16 protein-coding genes are annotated in these 16,843 nt (G+C 37.9%); 9 read left to right on the top strand and 7 right to left on the bottom strand.

All coding sequences use genetic code 11. The annotated features are described in order from the left end of the window. Positions 1–39: 39 nt before the first annotated feature. Positions 40–1,113 carry an ATP-binding protein gene (locus tag V7Q04_RS12705; protein ID WP_333805564.1) on the top strand — a complete coding sequence of 358 codons (1,074 nt, stop codon included), beginning with the start codon at positions 40–42 and terminating at the stop codon, positions 1,111–1,113. Here V7Q04_RS12705 and V7Q04_RS12700 read toward each other — a convergent pair. Further along, a complete protein-coding gene (locus V7Q04_RS12700) occupies positions 1,102–2,352 on the bottom strand; it encodes an ATP-binding SpoIIE family protein phosphatase (protein ID WP_333805563.1) in 1,251 nt (416 codons plus the stop codon). The two genes, V7Q04_RS12705 and V7Q04_RS12700, sit on opposite strands and share 12 nt — an antisense overlap. 243 nt (positions 2,353–2,595) lie before the next feature. On the opposite strand from V7Q04_RS12700, the gene V7Q04_RS12695 reads away from it, so the two are divergent. The 3 genes from V7Q04_RS12695 to feoB all read left to right on the top strand — a co-directional run bounded on the left by V7Q04_RS12695 (position 2,596) and on the right by feoB (position 5,708). Then, positions 2,596–3,144 (top strand): ribonuclease HII, encoded by a 549-nt coding sequence (locus V7Q04_RS12695; protein WP_333805562.1) that lies wholly within the window; start codon positions 2,596–2,598, stop codon positions 3,142–3,144. 150 nt (positions 3,145–3,294) lie between these two features. After that, complete coding sequence (locus V7Q04_RS12690) at positions 3,295–3,522, top strand: FeoA family protein (RefSeq protein WP_333805561.1); 228 nt, start codon at positions 3,295–3,297, stop codon at positions 3,520–3,522. Next, positions 3,522–5,708: a ferrous iron transport protein B gene (gene feoB / locus V7Q04_RS12685; RefSeq protein WP_333805560.1), complete on the top strand. Its 2,187-nt coding sequence runs from the start codon at positions 3,522–3,524 to the stop codon at positions 5,706–5,708. The genes V7Q04_RS12690 and feoB overlap by 1 nt, the downstream gene beginning before the upstream one ends. A gap of 44 nt (positions 5,709–5,752) precedes the next feature. Here the strand turns inward: feoB and aroC are convergent, their stop codons facing one another. The 4 genes from aroC to V7Q04_RS12665 are packed head-to-tail and all read right to left on the bottom strand — an operon-like array spanning position 5,753 to position 9,011. Then, entirely contained in the window at positions 5,753–6,832 is a 1,080-nt protein-coding gene (aroC, locus tag V7Q04_RS12680; protein WP_333805559.1) for a chorismate synthase, read from the bottom strand. Beyond that, positions 6,829–7,512: a ribonuclease III gene (rnc, locus tag V7Q04_RS12675; protein WP_333805558.1), complete on the bottom strand. Its 684-nt coding sequence runs from the start codon at positions 7,510–7,512 to the stop codon at positions 6,829–6,831. Before rnc ends, aroC begins: the two co-directional genes overlap by 4 nt. 52 nt (positions 7,513–7,564) lie before the next feature. Then, a complete protein-coding gene (gene rnhA, locus V7Q04_RS12670; RefSeq protein WP_333805557.1) occupies positions 7,565–7,990 on the bottom strand; it encodes a ribonuclease HI in 426 nt (141 codons plus the stop codon). Continuing rightward, positions 7,965–9,011, bottom strand: coding sequence for a tetratricopeptide repeat protein (locus tag V7Q04_RS12665; RefSeq protein WP_333805555.1), 1,047 nt, complete (start codon positions 9,009–9,011; stop codon positions 7,965–7,967). The genes rnhA and V7Q04_RS12665 overlap by 26 nt, the downstream gene beginning before the upstream one ends. Positions 9,012–9,155: 144 nt before the next feature. Here V7Q04_RS12665 and dnaG point away from each other — a divergent pair, with 144 nt between their 5' ends. The 5 genes from dnaG (at position 9,156) to V7Q04_RS12640 (ending at position 13,839) form a co-directional block, all read left to right on the top strand. Continuing rightward, a complete protein-coding gene (gene dnaG, locus V7Q04_RS12660) occupies positions 9,156–10,817 on the top strand; it encodes a DNA primase (RefSeq protein ID WP_333805554.1) in 1,662 nt (553 codons plus the stop codon). Beyond that, positions 10,795–11,778 (top strand): argininosuccinate synthase domain-containing protein, encoded by a 984-nt coding sequence (locus V7Q04_RS12655; RefSeq protein WP_333805553.1) that lies wholly within the window; start codon positions 10,795–10,797, stop codon positions 11,776–11,778. The genes dnaG and V7Q04_RS12655 overlap by 23 nt, the downstream gene beginning before the upstream one ends. A 61-nt stretch (positions 11,779–11,839) precedes the next feature. Next, on the top strand, positions 11,840–12,220 hold the full coding sequence (locus tag V7Q04_RS12650) for a response regulator (RefSeq protein WP_333805552.1): 381 nt from the start codon (positions 11,840–11,842) through the stop codon (positions 12,218–12,220). Continuing rightward, complete coding sequence (locus tag V7Q04_RS12645) at positions 12,221–12,820, top strand: chemotaxis protein CheC (protein WP_333805550.1); 600 nt, start codon at positions 12,221–12,223, stop codon at positions 12,818–12,820. 2 nt (positions 12,821–12,822) lie between these two features. Next, entirely contained in the window at positions 12,823–13,839 is a 1,017-nt protein-coding gene (locus tag V7Q04_RS12640; protein WP_333805549.1) for a diguanylate cyclase domain-containing protein, read from the top strand. 190 nt (positions 13,840–14,029) lie between these two features. On the opposite strand, the gene V7Q04_RS12635 is transcribed toward V7Q04_RS12640, so the two are convergent. Next, positions 14,030–15,316 (bottom strand): response regulator transcription factor, encoded by a 1,287-nt coding sequence (locus V7Q04_RS12635; RefSeq protein ID WP_333805548.1) that lies wholly within the window; start codon positions 15,314–15,316, stop codon positions 14,030–14,032. Further along, positions 15,309–16,832, bottom strand: coding sequence for a PAS domain-containing sensor histidine kinase (locus tag V7Q04_RS12630; protein ID WP_333805546.1), 1,524 nt, complete (start codon positions 16,830–16,832; stop codon positions 15,309–15,311). The genes V7Q04_RS12635 and V7Q04_RS12630 overlap by 8 nt, the downstream gene beginning before the upstream one ends. Positions 16,833–16,843: the final 11 nt, after the last annotated feature.

Raw genomic sequence — 16,843 nt, 5'->3', positions numbered from 1 at the left:
AAAAAATATTGCTTTTTAACAAATAAAAATGAGGATTTTATGCAAACACTACAAGCGCTTTACGAAACAAATTTCAAAAATAGTCTCTTTTTTGATCGAAAAATTACTATTACCCATAAAAAAACCATTCTTTATGGACCACGAAAAAGCGGAAAAAGTCATCTAATTATTGATCATTTGAGCCATTATGAAAAAGGAAGTTATCTCTATATAGATTTTTTAGATGATCGAGTTGAGCCTCATCTCGTGGCAGAAAACTTACCGCTTTTTGTGCAAAAAAATCGTATAAAGTTATTAGTAATTGAACATTTTGACTTCTCATTTGAACTGCCACGTGTGGATGAAATTCTTATTACGACGAGTTTTTCATCTAATACACTCAAAGGTTATGAGACACTTACGTTGTACCCTCTCGACTTTGAAGAGTTTATCTCATTTGATAAAAAACACTCTAACATCGAACACCTTTTCAATCTTTATGCTAACCATGGGACGTTCCCGCATATTGCACACAGTGTTGAACTGGATTATCAAAGACAAATGCAAATGATGTTGCATCTTATTTTAAATGATACCACTACTTTTTTAATCTATAAACGTCTGTGTGAGCTTCAAAGTACCAAAATCTCTTTATTTCAGATTTACAATTATCTTAAAGCATTTACAAAAATTTCTAAAGACAAACTTTATGCTATCACTTCTGAATTGATTGACCAAAAACTTCTTTTTTTTGTTGAGAAATATAATCAACCCAGTTCTGCTAAAAAAGTCTATTCCATTGATTTTGCACTCAAAGATGCATTGACATTCAAAAAAGATTTTTTGAAACGTTTTGAGAATATGGTTTTTTTAGAACTCATCAAACGGGGTAAAAAAGTCTTCTATGAAGAAGGAATTGATTTTTACTTACCGGAAGAATCTCTTGCTGTGTTATGCGTTGGTTTTGCAACTACCGAAGCTATTGAGATGAAACTTCAAAAGCTTTTGCCCACATTTTGGGCTTTGCATGTAAAGCGCATTGAAGTGGTAACCCTTAGCAGTGAAAGCGCTAAAGATATTGAAGGCTTTAGTTTTTCCATTGCCCCCTTTTGGGAATGGTCGCTACAACTCTAAGACAGGTGTGATAAACTTTTGAATCGTAATGGCATTACCTTTTTTATTGAAATAAAAATGATCTAAAAGCTTACGAATAATAACAAATCCCCTTCCATTGAACTTTTCAGCATTAATGACTATATTTTTGAGCACCATTGTATCAAAGCCTTCACCTTGATCGCTTATCGTGGCTTCAAAAAGTTCTCGCTTACCATTAGGAATAATGCCATAGATAATTTTAATCTTTTTGGCGTGATGGAGCTTTTCAAGACGTAGCATCTCATCATCAAATAAATTTTGCTCTATCAGATAATTCTTGCGCGCCTTATCGACACCGAAACTGCCATGTTCTAAGGCATTCAAAAGAAGCTCTGAGAATGTTAGCATAATCTGACTGGCTGTTTTACTATCGACATGATGGGCTTTTAGATAATTGGCAACACTTTGCAACGCCTCATCAATGGATTCATACGTACTGGCAATACGCAATACCTTAAAGGCTTTAGAGATTTCCAATTTTTGTATATAAATATAGGTAATGTCATCATCACCTTTACCAATGCGTGCGCTCACTTTGTCACGAAAATCCTTAACACAAATAGAGTCGATGAAATCTTCTTTTAAACATGAAGCATAAAGTTTTCCGCCACGAACCAAGCTTTCACTGAGTCCATCACTGTAACAAAGCATTTTAGCAATCGTAACAGAAGGTAGCGTACTTACACGCACACTCTCGGTAAAAATGCTGAGCGGAGGATTGTTGCTACGAATGGATTGAACTTCACCCTCTTCACTGATAATAAAAAAAGCGGGCATACCGCATGAAGCGTATTTGATAACGGATTCGTGAATATCATACTCCACAAGCACGATGCTCATGATCTCTTCATCAAAAAGGTTTTTCTGTAAAAACTTGAGCGTCTTGTTGATCCAAACATCAAACACAAAACCCTCTTCCTCTTCAAGCTCTTCAAAAAAATAGTTCAAAAAGCGGGTAATCGCCATCGCGCTCATAGCCGCAGAGAGCCCTTTACCCATCGCATCAGCTATAAACCCGACGAGTCTTCCATCGTTTGTTTTACGCAAAGAGTAAGTATCGCCACTGAGTGTACTGTGTGGGATGTACGAGATGTCCACACGTAAAAGTTCTTTTTTGCCATTTTTCGTTAGATCGATCTGCTGATAGTAGAGATCGTTTTTGATAACAAAAAGTTCTTTGTTAAATGCTTTTTCAAGGTCTTCTTTTTCGTGGAACATGGCTTAACTCCTCTAATAGACTTCTTTCCTAGCTCTTGAAAATAATAAAGAGTTTGCTTAGAGTGCGTTAATTTTTGAAACTCAAAATTGAGTCATAGCTAAAGCTATAATGATCTTTTTAGTTTTAAAAAGTGATGTGCTATAAGCGATACTCTTTTTTCAATGGGCTAGGAAAGAAGTCTACTATTTTAGCAAATCTACACTAAACTTCGTTTACATATAAGATGGCTTGAAGGAGTTTGAATGTTATGCGGTATTGATGAAGCAGGGCGTGGGTGTTTAGCTGGTCCTTTAGTCGTGGCAGGTGCTATTTTAAAAGAGCCTGTTTCAGGGCTTAACGACTCAAAACTGCTCAGTGAAAAACAACGCGAAACTTTTTTTGAAATACTTCAAAGCAAAGCAGACTTCAAAATCGTCTTTTGTGATCATGCTATGGTTGATACAAAAGGTTTAAGTGCGTGCCTCAAATATGCTATTGAAACAATCAAAGCACATTTTCTGGGACATGATATTTTGATGGATGGAAACTGTAATTTTGGAGTACAGGGCATTACCACTATGGTTAAAGCCGATGCAAAAATCCCTGAAGTCAGTGCCGCAAGTATCTTGGCAAAAGTAAGCCGTGATAGGTACATGTACGAGATTGCTTCCACGTATCCGCACTATGAATTTGAAAAACATAAAGGGTATGGAAGTGCTTTGCATATTGAAAAGATTAAAGCCTTTGGATATTGTGAAATTCACCGCAAAAGCTTCAAACTCAAATCACTTTCACAAGCTACTCTCTTTTAATAATCGTTCTTCCACAATCCACTTACCTCAACAAGTTGATAGCGACAATCAAAATAAAGCTAAGTCAAAGCTTTATTAACCTATTATTTCAATAACAATTATCAAAACATTAACGACCCGTTATCTGTTTGGATGAAAAAAGGAGAAAGAATGGTAGATTTGTCACAAATCAACAAAAACCAAAAAGCGCTGATTACACACATACACGCTCAACACATACTGAAAAAACGTCTTTTATCTTTAGGCCTTAGTATTGGTAAAGAGGTTGAAGTCGTCGAAACGAGCCTTCAAAAAAATACAATTAAAATAGCCCTTGGATTTAGCTCTGTTGCACTTCGTTTTGATGAAGCAAAACTCATCGAAGTAGAGGTAGCGTAATGAACAAAATAGTTATTGCGCTTGTCGGACAACCCAATGTTGGCAAAAGTCATCTTGCCAATGCCATCAGTGGCTCAAACCTCAAAATCGGAAACTTTGCAGGTGTTACGGTTGAAAAAGCCATTGCACGTTTAAGCACAGAAGATTTTGCGATTGAATTTATTGATCTTCCTGGTCTTTACTCATTAGAAGATTTTTCAGCAGATGAAAAAGTGACTAAAGACTTTTTGCTCACTGGCGAGTACGATCTCATTTTGAATGTCATCGATTCCACAAACTTAGAGCGAAACCTTATGCTTACCACGGAGCTTATGGAACTTCAAAAAAAGATGGTTATTGCTTTGAATATGGACGATGAAGCGATTAAAGAAGGCCTAAATATCGACACTGAGATTATGAGTAAAAATCTCTCAATTCCTTGTGTCCGTGTTTCCTCTAAACATAAAACAAACATTGATGCATTGGTCAATCAAATTTTACAGGTAACGAAAAACCCGCTCATTGCACCTAAACTGATATACAGCGATGAAGTGGAAGAACAACTGCAAACAATTGTCCGCTTTTTGGATGACAAACATTTTAAAATGCCCTCCTTTACCAATCGACAAATCGCGATGGGGCTTTTATGGCAAAAAAAAGAGATTTACGCTCTGATGCATGAACAGCCATTGTATGTTGAACTTCACCCTATTCTCAACAATGCTCTTGGACATGTTTACATGTATGCACAAACAGAAGAAATTGAAGAAGTCATCAATCGTCAACATAGTGCTTTTTCAGCAGGCTTATGCGCTGAAGTACTGCATATAACTAAAAACACACGTAAAAATCTAACACAAAAGATCGATACCATTTTGATTCACAAAATTTTTGGTCTTCCTATTTTTATCTTTTTGATGTGGGGACTTTTTCAACTCACGTTTACCTTAGGGCAAATCCCTATGGATTGGATTGAAGCAAGTTTTGGATGGCTTGGTGAAACAGTTGGAAGTACTATTAGTAATGAAGCGCTTAAATCGTTGATCGCAGATGGCATCATCGCAGGTGTTGGTAGTGTCATTATGTTCTTACCAAACATTATGATTCTTTTCTTAGGTATTGCGTTGCTTGAAACAACAGGCTATATGTCAAGAGCTGCCTTTTTATTGGATGGTTTCTTTCATAAATTTGGTTTGCATGGAAAAAGCTTTGTACCGCTCGTTACAGGTTTTGGATGCTCAGTTCCAGCCTACATGTCAGCACGTACACTTAAAAATAAAAAAGACCGCTTGCTGACAATGTTCATCATTGGTTTCATGAGTTGTGGCGCACGTCTTCCTGTTTATGTTCTTTTTGCAGGTGCTTTTTTTGAAGAAGATATGGCGGGTAATGTACTGTTCGCTATCTACATTTCAGGTGCGCTTTTAGGGCTTATCGCCGCTAAAATTTTGCGTGTGAGTGCTTTTAAAGGCGAAGATGAACCATTTGTTATGGAAATGCCAAAATACCGTTTACCAAGCTTAAAATTGTTGTGGTTTGTGGTTTATTCTAAATCAACCATGTATATTAAAAAAGCAGGAACATTTATCTTGATGGCTTCAATGCTTATCTGGTTTATCAGTTCATACCCCAAAAATAGCCTTATTGAGGAAGAGTACACTACTAAAATTGAAGCACTACAACCAAGTGCAAATCTCGATCAACCGGTAATTGAAGAGGAACAAAAAGAGGCTCCTGAAACGATTGATGAAGATAAGAGTGCGTCTATCGAAGATGCGATTAAAGCTTTAGAAAATGAAAAACGCGAAAAATTAATGGAACAAACATACCTTGGTATGATTGGTAAAACCATTGAACCTGCCTTTGCACCGCTTGGTTTCGACTGGAAAATGAGTGTAGCAACCTTTAGTGGACTTGCGGCTAAAGAGGTTATTGTTTCCACATTAGGCGTTCTTTATTCTTTGGGCGATAGTGTGAAAGAAGATGATGGCTCACTTCGTGCAATCATAACAGCCAACATTAGCTTTCCTTCGGCAATGGCATTTATCGTCTTTGTTATGGTCTATCTTCCGTGCCTTGCGGCAACAGCAGTGTTTGCAAAAGAAGCAGAAGAAGCTCGTTATACCGTTTATCTAGTGATTTTCACCTTTGCAACAGCATGGGTTCTAGCATTCATTACATACAGAACTATTTTACTCTTTAGCTAACCGCGATGTGGCTACATTTTAGTAGCCACACCCCTTCATAACCTTCACAAATAGATACGTTTAAGTTGTTCCATATTGGAGCCAAGATTTAAAAGCAGTAAATCAGCAATGACTAAAGCAGCCATTGACTCTGCCACAACGCTACCGCGTACAGCGATGCATGGATCGTGTCTTCCTTTGAGATTGCACGTAAGTTCATTGCCATCTGTATTGATCGTCTCTTGTGAGATAAATATAGAAGGTGTGGGTTTAAAATAGACTTTACAGGTAATGGTATCGCCATTGCTCATACCACCTAAAATGCCTCCGCTGTGATTGGTTATAAACCCTTTAGAAGTGATCGCATCATTATTTTGGGAGCCTTTAAGTGAAGAAGCATGAGAACCTTCACCAATTTCTATACCTTTAACGCCATTAATGCCCATCATTGCTTCGGCTAACAGAGCATCCAACTTATAGTAAATCGGTTCGCCAAGCCCAGCAGGTGCACCAACAATCTGAACAAGTGCCACACCGCCCACAGAATCATGCGCATTTTTAGCCTCTAAAATAGCCTCTTTTTGGGCTTCTTCGACACTGGCATCCAGCGCATAAATCTCACTTTCACTTACACGCGAAAAATCAAAGCTCTTAGCTTCAATGCCACCAATCGCGCAAATACCACTTTGAACTTTAATAGATAAAGATGAAAGAAGTAGCTTAGCAATAGCACCAGCTGCCACACGTGCTGCTGTTTCTCTCGCACTTGAGCGCCCGCCACCACGGTAATCTCTTATGCCGTATTTGTGAAAATAGGTAAAATCCGCATGCCCTGGACGAAAAAGGTCTTTAACACTGTCATAGTCGCCACTTTTTTGGTTTTCATTGAAAATAACCATTGCAATGGGTGTCCCTGTACTTTTGCCTTCAAACACACCGCTTAAGATCTCGATTTTGTCGCCCTCTTTACGTGCAGTAGCGTATTTGTTTTGCCCAGGTTTACGACGGTCGAGTTCGCTTTGAATAAATACCTCATCAATCTCAAGCCCTGCTGGCACACCATCGACTACACAGCCAATAGCTCGTCCATGTGACTCACCAAAGGTCGTAAAACTAAAACGTCTGCCAAAGGTATTGCTACTCATTTGATCTCTTTTTTCAAAATATCTAATGCTAATAAAGCCGCTTTTTGTTGTGCCTCTTTTTTACTCTTGCCACTTGCAATAGAAAGATCACGTCCACGTACACTCACCGCGATTTCAAACTCTTTTTTATGATCGGGACCAAATGAACGTACCAATCGGTACTCTGGCGTCATTCCAAAATGCGCTTGTGTCAATTCCTGAAGGGTTGTTTTATGGTCTCGAAAGATCGCGTCCATATCGATTTTTGGATAGGCTTCTTCTAAAAGTGCTATAGCTAATGCTCTGGCTTTTTCCAGCCCAGCTTCAAGATACAGTGCCCCCATAATCGCCTCAAATGCGTTTGAAAGTAAGGAAGGCTTTTCTCTGCCATTGTTGTTTTCTTCCGCTAATGAGATATAGATGTATTCACCCAAATGAAGTAACCGTGCCAGTTTTTCAAAGCTTTTTTCATTTACCAACGAAGCACGTAACTTGGAGAGTTCACCTTCTGCTACTTGTGTAAATTCATGGTAAAGGTATTCTCCAACAATAAGGTCAAGTACCGCATCACCTAAAAACTCTAAGCGTTCATTGTTGTAGGGTTGTTTGGAGCTTTTGTGCGTAAGTGCCTCGATTATCAGGTTTTGATCTTTAAACTGATAACCCAAACGCTTCTGTAACGCTTCTAGTCTTTTTTGCATTATCTTTCCTTTGTCATTTTTATAACGCTTTTAGGCAAAGCCTAAAAGCTACTTAGCCTATTTTTATTTTGGTCGCTTCTTCTTTAGCGATTCTATCGCACATTTCATTTTCAGCATGCCCATCGTGCCCTCGCACCCAAATACCATGTACTTTATGGTTTTTAGCAACTTCGATGTAACGTTGCCAAAGCTCAGGATTTTTTACTTTCGCAAAATTCTTACGCTTCCAGCCTTCTAACCACTCATTAATACCTTTGATAACATAACTCGAATCGCTAATAAGTGTTACATCGCACGCCTCTTTAAGTGCAGCAAGCCCTTCAATGACGGCTAAAAGTTCCATCTGATTGTTGGTAGCATTTGCCATTCCACCACTTACGATCTTCTCCACACTGCCAAAGCGTAAAATCGCGCAATAGCCTCCAGCGCCAGGATTCCCTAGCGAAGAGCCATCACAGAAAAGAGATATTTTCTTCATCGTCTGCTTTGGTAAGGGTGGTTTGAATCGTTACGGTATTGATGCTTTGGCAATGAGGACATCTGTAAAAATGGATGGGGAAAACTTGTTTACACTCTGAACACAAATACTCAAAACTAAGGCTCGCTTTTGCATAACCAATGCTTTGGAGTTTACCCAAAACATCGACAGCAAAAGGTGCTTCGACTTCTTGCTCCACATAGGGGATGAAGCCTCGTGCCATCGCGATTTGTTGCACAAGAGGATCTTTGCATGTCGTGATGTTGTAAACCATAGGATCAACATACCACAAAAGATCGGTCATATTTTTAAATGTCAGAGTTTCGAAAAAAGAAGCTTCAATTTTAATGCCGTTTTCTTGCATATATTCAAAAAGTTTTCGCTTTAAAAAAGGTGCTTCGCGTGAAAGTTCCAAAAGTTTTTCAACTTTTTGACTCTCTTTAAGGTTGGTTTCTTTTAGGATTTCAAGTGCTTTAAGATAGGTTCTTTGCACATTGACTTTAGCACCCAATTCTTCAAGTGAGTCCAGAACTTCTTCGGCTTTAACATACTCTTGAAGTTGCTCATAGGCGACTGTTAAGTATTTGAGTGATTCTGTGTTTCGAGGGTGCAAGCGTAAAGACTCCAAAAAGACTTCGGAACTGCGACGCAAGAAGCCCGCTTTAAAGTAAGTTTTTCCTAGTGTTGAAAGAAGGTATTGCTTTTCATCTTTGCCCTTAACCCGCTTAAGTGTTACAAGATAAATATTAATCGCTTTTTCATAGTCTCCACTTTTGCCATAAGCATGTGCAAGAAGAGCTAAAGATTCTAACGGGATGGAAGCATCTTCCAAGAGTTTTTTATACTCATTTTCATCCGTCACAATTTCAAATTTTTTGACAAATTTATCAATGCTTTGCTTCTCTTCTTTGTTCTTAAAAACACCCCACCAATAATTGGAAAATGAGATGACAAAAACAATAGCGAATAAAATAATAACACCAAAAAGAGGATCGCGGTATGCTATAAAAAAATTATCCAAAATGTAAACCTTCATCTGTGAAGTTTGAAAAAGTCTATTAGACTCCTTACCTAACACTTAAAAAAGTGATGTGCTATAAGCAATACTCTTTTTTCAATGTGTTATGCAAGTAGTCTATTATACCAAACTTGATATAATAAGACCATGATAGATAAAACATCCATAGAAAACCTCAAACAACGTCTTGATATTGTCGATGTCGTAGGCTCTTACTTAGAGCTGAAAAAAAATGGCGCCAACTATAAATGCGTCTGCCCTTTTCACAACGATACCAGCCCAAGTCTTGTGGTCAGCCCCTCGAAGCAGATCTACCACTGTTTTGCGTGTGGCGCTGGAGGGGACAGCATCAAATTTGTGATGGAGTACGAAAAGCTCTCTTACCCAGAAACCATCGAAAAACTGGCAAACATGGTTAACTTTTCTCTCTCTTATACCACGAACGATGGCATTAAAAAAGAAGATCGAAAGTTGATGGAAACGCTCAATCTTTTCTACGTCAAACAGCTAGACAAAACACTTTTTGCAAAAGAGTACCTTACCAAAAGAGGCATATCTGAGGCTTCTATTGAGAAGTTTGAGATAGGCTATGCACCGGCTTCTTTTGCAACGCTTGACTTTCTAAGCAGTCGCGGATACGCCATGAGCGAAAGCATGGAGTATGGCGTTGCTGGCATGGGAGAGAGCAATCAACCTTATGCACGTTTTATTGAACGGGTCACTTTTCCTATTTACTCTCCAAGTAACAGACTTGTGGGTTTTGGGGGCAGAACGCTTAGTAATCATCCTGCTAAGTATGTCAATTCACCACAAACTAAGCACTTTAACAAGTCCCAACTGCTCTATGGCTACCAGCTTGCTAAAGAGAATATTTATAAACAAAAAACCATTATTATCACCGAGGGCTATCTTGATGTCATTATGCTCCACCAAGCAGGATTTACCCACGCTGTTGCGACCCTTGGAACAGCACTGACCAATGAACATATTCCGCTCATAACAAGGGGGGATCCTGAGGTCATAGTAGCCTATGATGGCGATGATGCGGGCATTAACGCAGCACTTAAAGCGTCCATGTTGCTCAGTACACATGGCATAAAGGGCGGTGTCGTTCTTTTTAGTGGGGGAATGGACCCTGCAGACATGGTTCAAAATAATCTTATAGATGCTCTTAACCATCTTTTTAGAACGCCTCAGCCCTTTATCGAGTTCGCACTAGAACGCATGGTTAAAAAGTACAATCTCAAAGATCCTTTGGCAAAACAACAAGCCTTAATTGAGGCAATGGGCTATCTTAAAACACTTCCTCAAGCGGTTCAGGAAAGTTATACGGGTATGCTCTCTGAAAAATTGGGGCTTCATCACAATTTGGTTAAAATCCAAAGCCACCATAAACCTCAACGACTCGATAAAAAAGAGCGTGCTTTTGAAGATATGTTGGAACTTACCATCATAAAAACGATTTTGAGTGAACCCAGTCTTATTGACACGGTACTCGATACTATCGATAGTTCCATGTTCAAAACGCATCAAGAGGAGTTTTCGCTTCTTTTGGAAAATCAGTTTGAACACCCCAAACTTAGGCGAATTACATTGTGGGAAGATATTAAAGTCTATGATGAAAAAGAACTCATCGCTTCGATGATCGCATTTTTGTATCATTACTACAACGAAAAATTCCAAGAAATAAAAACGGCAAAAGAACTCAGTTACGATAAAAAACAGTTTTTGATCCGTAAAATTCAAGAAAAAATGATGAAATTAAAACAAGGTGAATTGGTTCCATATGAAAGCATTAGTACTCTATAGCGGCGGGCTTGATAGCATGCTCGCCATGAAACTCCTGACACAACAAGGCATTGAAGTTATTGCCTTACACATCAACATTGGCTTTGGTGTCAAAGAAGACCGTTTCGACGTTCTTAAACGTCGTGCTGCCATTGCAGGTGCAACACTTGAGGTGATCGATGTTCGCGATGAATATCTCTTAAATGTTCTTTTTAGCCCTAAATACGGCTATGGCAAACAATTCAATCCGTGTATTGACTGTCATGGATTTATGTTCACAGTAGCAAAATCGCTTCTGCCACGCTATGGTGCTTCATTCATTGCGACAGGTGAAGTTGTGGGGCAACGCCCCATGAGTCAAAACAAAGATGCCCTAAGATTGGTGAAAAAAATCGCTAATGACATTGACGAAGACCTCATTCTTCGTCCACTTTGTGCCCTTGTGATGGAAGAGACAAAGCCTGAGCGTGAAGGTTGGGTGGATCGAAGCAAACTTTTAGGCTTTAATGGGCGTGGTCGCAATGCTCAACTGGCTCTCGCCAAAGAATTGGGCTGGGAAGATTATCCTACACCAGCGGGAGGTTGTTTGCTTACAGATGTGCAATTTACGGTTCGGTTACGTGATTTTGTGGCACACGATAGCTTTGCGAAAGAAGATATCGAAGTACTCAAAAATGGCAGACACTTTAGACTACCAGATGGTGCAAAATTGGTTGTAGGTCGCAATGAAACTGAAAATGATTTTATAGATACCCTTAAAAATCCTAAATTTGATCTTTTACACGTAAGCGGCGAGATGAATGCACCATCTTCGCTGCTTTCAAAGAATGCTTCAAGTTCAGATGAAAATCTTGCATGTCGCATCATTTTAAGCTTTACCAAAGCGCTTCCTGAAAACACATATGACCTTTGTATAGGTGAAAAAATCTTGTCTGCATCACCTTACGCTACAAAAGAGGAAGCTAAAAAATATCTTATATAGTTTTTTAAAGATAATTTTTGTACTATTTATTATAAGAAATTGAAATTATGAGGATTACGAGATGGGCTTATCAAACAAAATGATTTTTTTAATCGTTGACGATTCAAAGATATCACGCAAATGGCTTATTGAGATGATCCCAAAAAAAATAGTTGAGAATGCTGAGATTATTGAAGGGTGCAATGGAGAAGAAGCTATTGCACTGTATGACCAACATCGTCCTGATGTTGTTTTTTTAGACATCACTATGCCTGTTGTTGATGGCTTTGAAGCCTTGGAACGTATTCGCGTTATCAACCCTGATGCGCTTGTCGTAATGATCTCAGCGGATCGCCAGAAAACCACGAAAGAAAAAGTTTTAGCACTTGGCGCTTCAGCCATCATCTCTAAACCTGTGGACGAGCAAGAATTCCGAACAACCCTTTTAAAGTTGGTATTTTAAATGACAAAACACTATTTCAATCCGCAGCAAGAAGATGTTCTCAAAGAACTGATCAATGTCTCTTTCGGACTCTCAGCCTCTTTAATTGGCGATATGCTCGACAATCATGCAAAACTTCATATTCCTGAAATTTCAAGCATCGATATTCATAATTTAGATGACAAAATCATCGAAGTTTTAGAAGAAGAATTTGAGTTTTACATAACAAAACAGCGCTTTTTAGGCTCATTTAACGGTGAAGTTCTCTTTGTCTTTAATAACTACTCTGCGCGTGCATTTTGTAATCTTCTCCTCAAACAAGAGGTAACCGATGAGGGCGATATTAAATCTTCCATTATGGAACTCACCAATATCATAACATCTGCTTGTATTGGTAAGTTTTGTGAAATTATTCACGGAGAAACAATTTTCAAAGTTCCGTCTATTGAAAAGCGAGAAATCTCTGAAATGGATAAGTACGACAAGATTGAAGGGTATGACAATGTTATTGTTATTAAAACAGCCCTCGATATTGAAAAAGAGAATATCTTGGGACATATGTTTATTCTTCTCAACAACGAAATGTTAGAACATTTAAAAAGTACGATTGATAAGCTATAGTCATGATAAATTGCGAAAAAATTATTGATTCAATTCATGTAGGTATTTTAACCATCGATGCTGATCTTAATATCTATTATGCCAACAAATGGTTTGCAGTACATTGTGACATTGATGTAGAAAAAACGATAGGAAACAATCTGCTCTCTTTATTTGAGTTAAACGACGAGCGCCTCAAATCGCTTAAACGTCACATCAAAACTGCACTTACATTAGGCGGACCTTCTTTTTTTACAGCAGATTCCAATCACTATCTTTTCCCGATGAAAAATTCTATTACGACCAAATCCATCTTTGAGTTTATGCAACAAGATGTCACGATCATACCTTACAATATTGCTCAAAAACAAGTAACCGTACTTATTTACGATCAAACAAGCCTTATGGAAGAAAAAGCACGATGCAACAAAGAGAGTGAAGAACTGGCACGCGCCATGAAAATTGCCAATGCAACCATTAAAAAACTTGAAACGGCAAAAAATAAACTGGTTAAGCAACAAGATATGATTTACAAGCAAGCGCATTACGACCACTTAACCTCTTTAGCAAATCGTACATTACTCAACCAAAGACTTCAACTCTTAATTGAAAATAGCCAAAGCAGTGGTAAAAAATTTGGTGTTCTCTTTTTAGACTTGGATAATTTTAAAGAAATTAACGACTCATTGGGTCATGATGTTGGTGATATGATTTTGATTCATGTGTCAAAAACCCTACTCCTTGCTACACGCAAAACCGATACGGTTGCACGCTTTGGTGGCGATGAGTTTATTATCTTGGTTGATGATATTTCAGAAGAAAAAAGCTTAGCCTATATTGCCGAAAAACTTGTCAAAGCCATACAGCAGCCTATGAGAGTACGTAACCTTGATATTAGCGTTACCACAAGCATTGGTATTAGCCTTTTCCCAAATCATGGAACAGATTTTAACCAACTGATTAAAAATGCTGACCTTGCACTTTATGCCGCAAAAGCTGAGGGTCGTAACACCTATAAAATTCACAATCAATCAAAATAAATTAAAAATCTGTGCTCATGCACCTTAACAAAAGGTCATGAGCTTTTGTTATTAGAATTTTTGTAAAAGAAGCACCAAGGATGCGCAGGCTTTCTGTCCAAGATTACCCAGTGTTAACGTAGTTTTTCAAGGAAACTTCGTTTTGAGCTTTGCTCTAAAATGTGTCAAGAGTTCTTCAACTCTATCAAAATCAAAAGAACTCTATATCATCATCATGATTAACGGCTAAACTCTTCTCTTCAAAAATAGCTTCAATCTGAATACACGAACTTAAAAGCGATGAGTCAAGATAGTGAATATCGCGTGCGACTTGTGTTATAAAGACATTTTCTCGCCATGAAGAAAGATCATGTAAAAGATTAAGCAACATCGCCGAGAGTCGTTTTGATTTTTCAGGATCAAATTGCTCTTCTGTAAGTGTCCCTAAAAAGTTAATCAATGTTTGAACAGCAAAGCCAAGATGTTCAAAATCCATCAACTCTTCTAAGATAGTTGCGTACTCTTGAAAATTCTCATAAATCACCGCTAAAGTATGTTTGGATGGCTCTTTTTCAAAGACTAAAATCGCTTTATCCGTTTCATCATTGATCATTTCAAGACCATCAATTTTAGGAAGAAAGGAGATAGCGGTACTATTAATATAATCAACAGCACTTAAAACATTGTCATGTGTTTTAGAGAGGATTTTTTTTGCTTCATCACTGACTTCCACAGCGCCATTATCACGTTTAATTTCTTTATCGAGCTGGAAAGTAAGCATGTCATTTGATAAAATATACTTCGCATTGGCAAAATGTTTGAGTAAGATATTTTTAATGATATTGCTACGAAGTGGTTTGACATGTAAAAGCATCATATAGAGCTTTTCCTCACTCTCTTCCACCACAATTTCACATTCATACGCATGTTTTAAAAGCCACAAACTAAAGCCATAAACGAGGCGTACACAATCACTCAGATTGATAATATTTTTTTCACCATTAAGCCAATAGTCCCAATATTGTGCCAAGGCTTCTTCATCTTCAATACGAAAAGTAATGCTACGATGAAAAACATGTGCATTAAAAGGGTTAAGTGCTTTAGGAAATTTATGAATATGTTGATTGCGCAGTGCAATGATGCGCAAATACTGCTTGATACGTTGTAAAAAGTGATCAGAGTCTAATGGTTTAGTAAGATAATCCTCTGCCCCTAAGGAGAGCATCTTGTGTTTTGACGATTCATCATCAAGTGCACTAAGGGCAATAATCATGCTCTTTTTATTCACTTGCTTGATGTATTTTGTTGCCTCAAATCCATCAAGATTTGGCATCATAATATCCATAAAGATCAGATCAAAACGGTTTTTAACACACATTTCTACAGCGACTTGACCATCTTCAGCTTCATAAACTTCGATGTCCTCAACCTCTTCAAGTAGAAGATTGAGCGTGAGCCTGTTGTTATCATTATCATCAACAATCAATACTTTATACATTTCTTTGTTCCTTTAATCGCTTTGTTAAAATAAATTTTGCGCCACCAAGCGTGGATGAATCTTCAATCTTATACTCAAATTTTAGCCCTTCACACAATAATTTTACAAAGTGAAGCCCAATACCCGTACCCTTCTTTTCAATACCACTAGGACCTGAAGAACTTTGGGTATAAAGCTCAAAGATTTCCTCTTTATCTTTAACGCCTTTACCATCATCTTGCACAATAATTTCAATCTTTTCACTATCTGAAATCAAAAAAATCTCAACAAGTGTATGCCCGTATTTAAGGGCATTTGAGATGATGTTAGAGAGAATTTGTTTGAAACGGTACTCATCACTTGTAAGAAATGGGTCATTCCCATCACTTTGGAAAAGCATCGTGCGTTTATGCTCTAACGCTAAAGCCCCATGCTTTTCAATCACATCTAAAATGCTCTCTTTAACATTAAAAAGTGTCAAATTGTAGTGCAACTTTTGATGGCGTAATTTTCCAAGATCTAAAATATTGGTCACATTTTCCAACATAGAAGAAGCACTTTTGTATATCTGTTCCAAAAGATACAGACGTTTTGCCTTAGGCACTTCATCAATGTGTGGCATGTGTTTGTAAAGATACTGTGCAAAGTTTAAAATAGCATTGAGTGGTGTTTTAAGCTCATGCGTAAAGAGAATCAGAAACGCATCCTTTGCTTCAGCAAGCTGCTCTTGTTCCATTGCTTTCTGCTTAATATCATTGGCAATGCGTTCTTGCTTTAAGAACTCTGTAATATCATGACGAATAGCAAGATACTGAAGAATTTTACCCGTATTCTCATCTTTAAAAGGAATAATAATTGTCTCAGCCCAAAAATCACTTCCATCTTTGTTACGATTGATAATATGAGCGCGCCACACATCGCCCCGAGTTATCGTTCCCCACATCCCTTCAAACACCTCAATAGGCGTGCTCGGATGTTTGATAATACGATGATTTTGTCCCATCAGCTCTTCAAAACTGTATCCTGTCACTTTGATGAAGTTTTCATTCACATACGTTATATTGCCATTGACATCGGTTTGTGAAACAATAGCAAAATCAATAAGTTTTTGAAAATAGTGACGTTCAGCTAGATAAATATCATCGCTGAGCGCTTTAATACTTGACTTAAAATGATCGAGCGCTGCCCATCGCTCACTTTTCATACTAAAGTACCGGTCACACTTAAGCATCAAAATTTCATCAAGCATTATAAGATTATCGGTTTGAAGAAAAAGGATCATTTGAACCATAGGATAATGAAAACGTACTTCTTGCAATGCAGGGAGATAAACACTTTCATTAGCAGAAGAGAGTGATCCAAAGATAAGATCTATCTTCTCTTCAGCCATAATTTTAGCTATGGCATAGGGAACAATACTGACATGTAAACGATTACATAACTTTCTAGCGGCATTGACAAAGGTCGCATCGTAAGCCATTTCGCCAATTAAAAGTACCGAAATAGAACGTGGTTGATAAAAATAGTGTTCTGCCATTACGCCACTCC

The sequence above is a fragment of the Sulfurospirillum sp. genome (assembly GCF_036802865.1).
Taxonomy (GTDB): Bacteria; Campylobacterota; Campylobacteria; order Campylobacterales; family Sulfurospirillaceae; genus Sulfurospirillum.
This window is presented reverse-complemented; position numbering and strand designations above follow the sequence as displayed.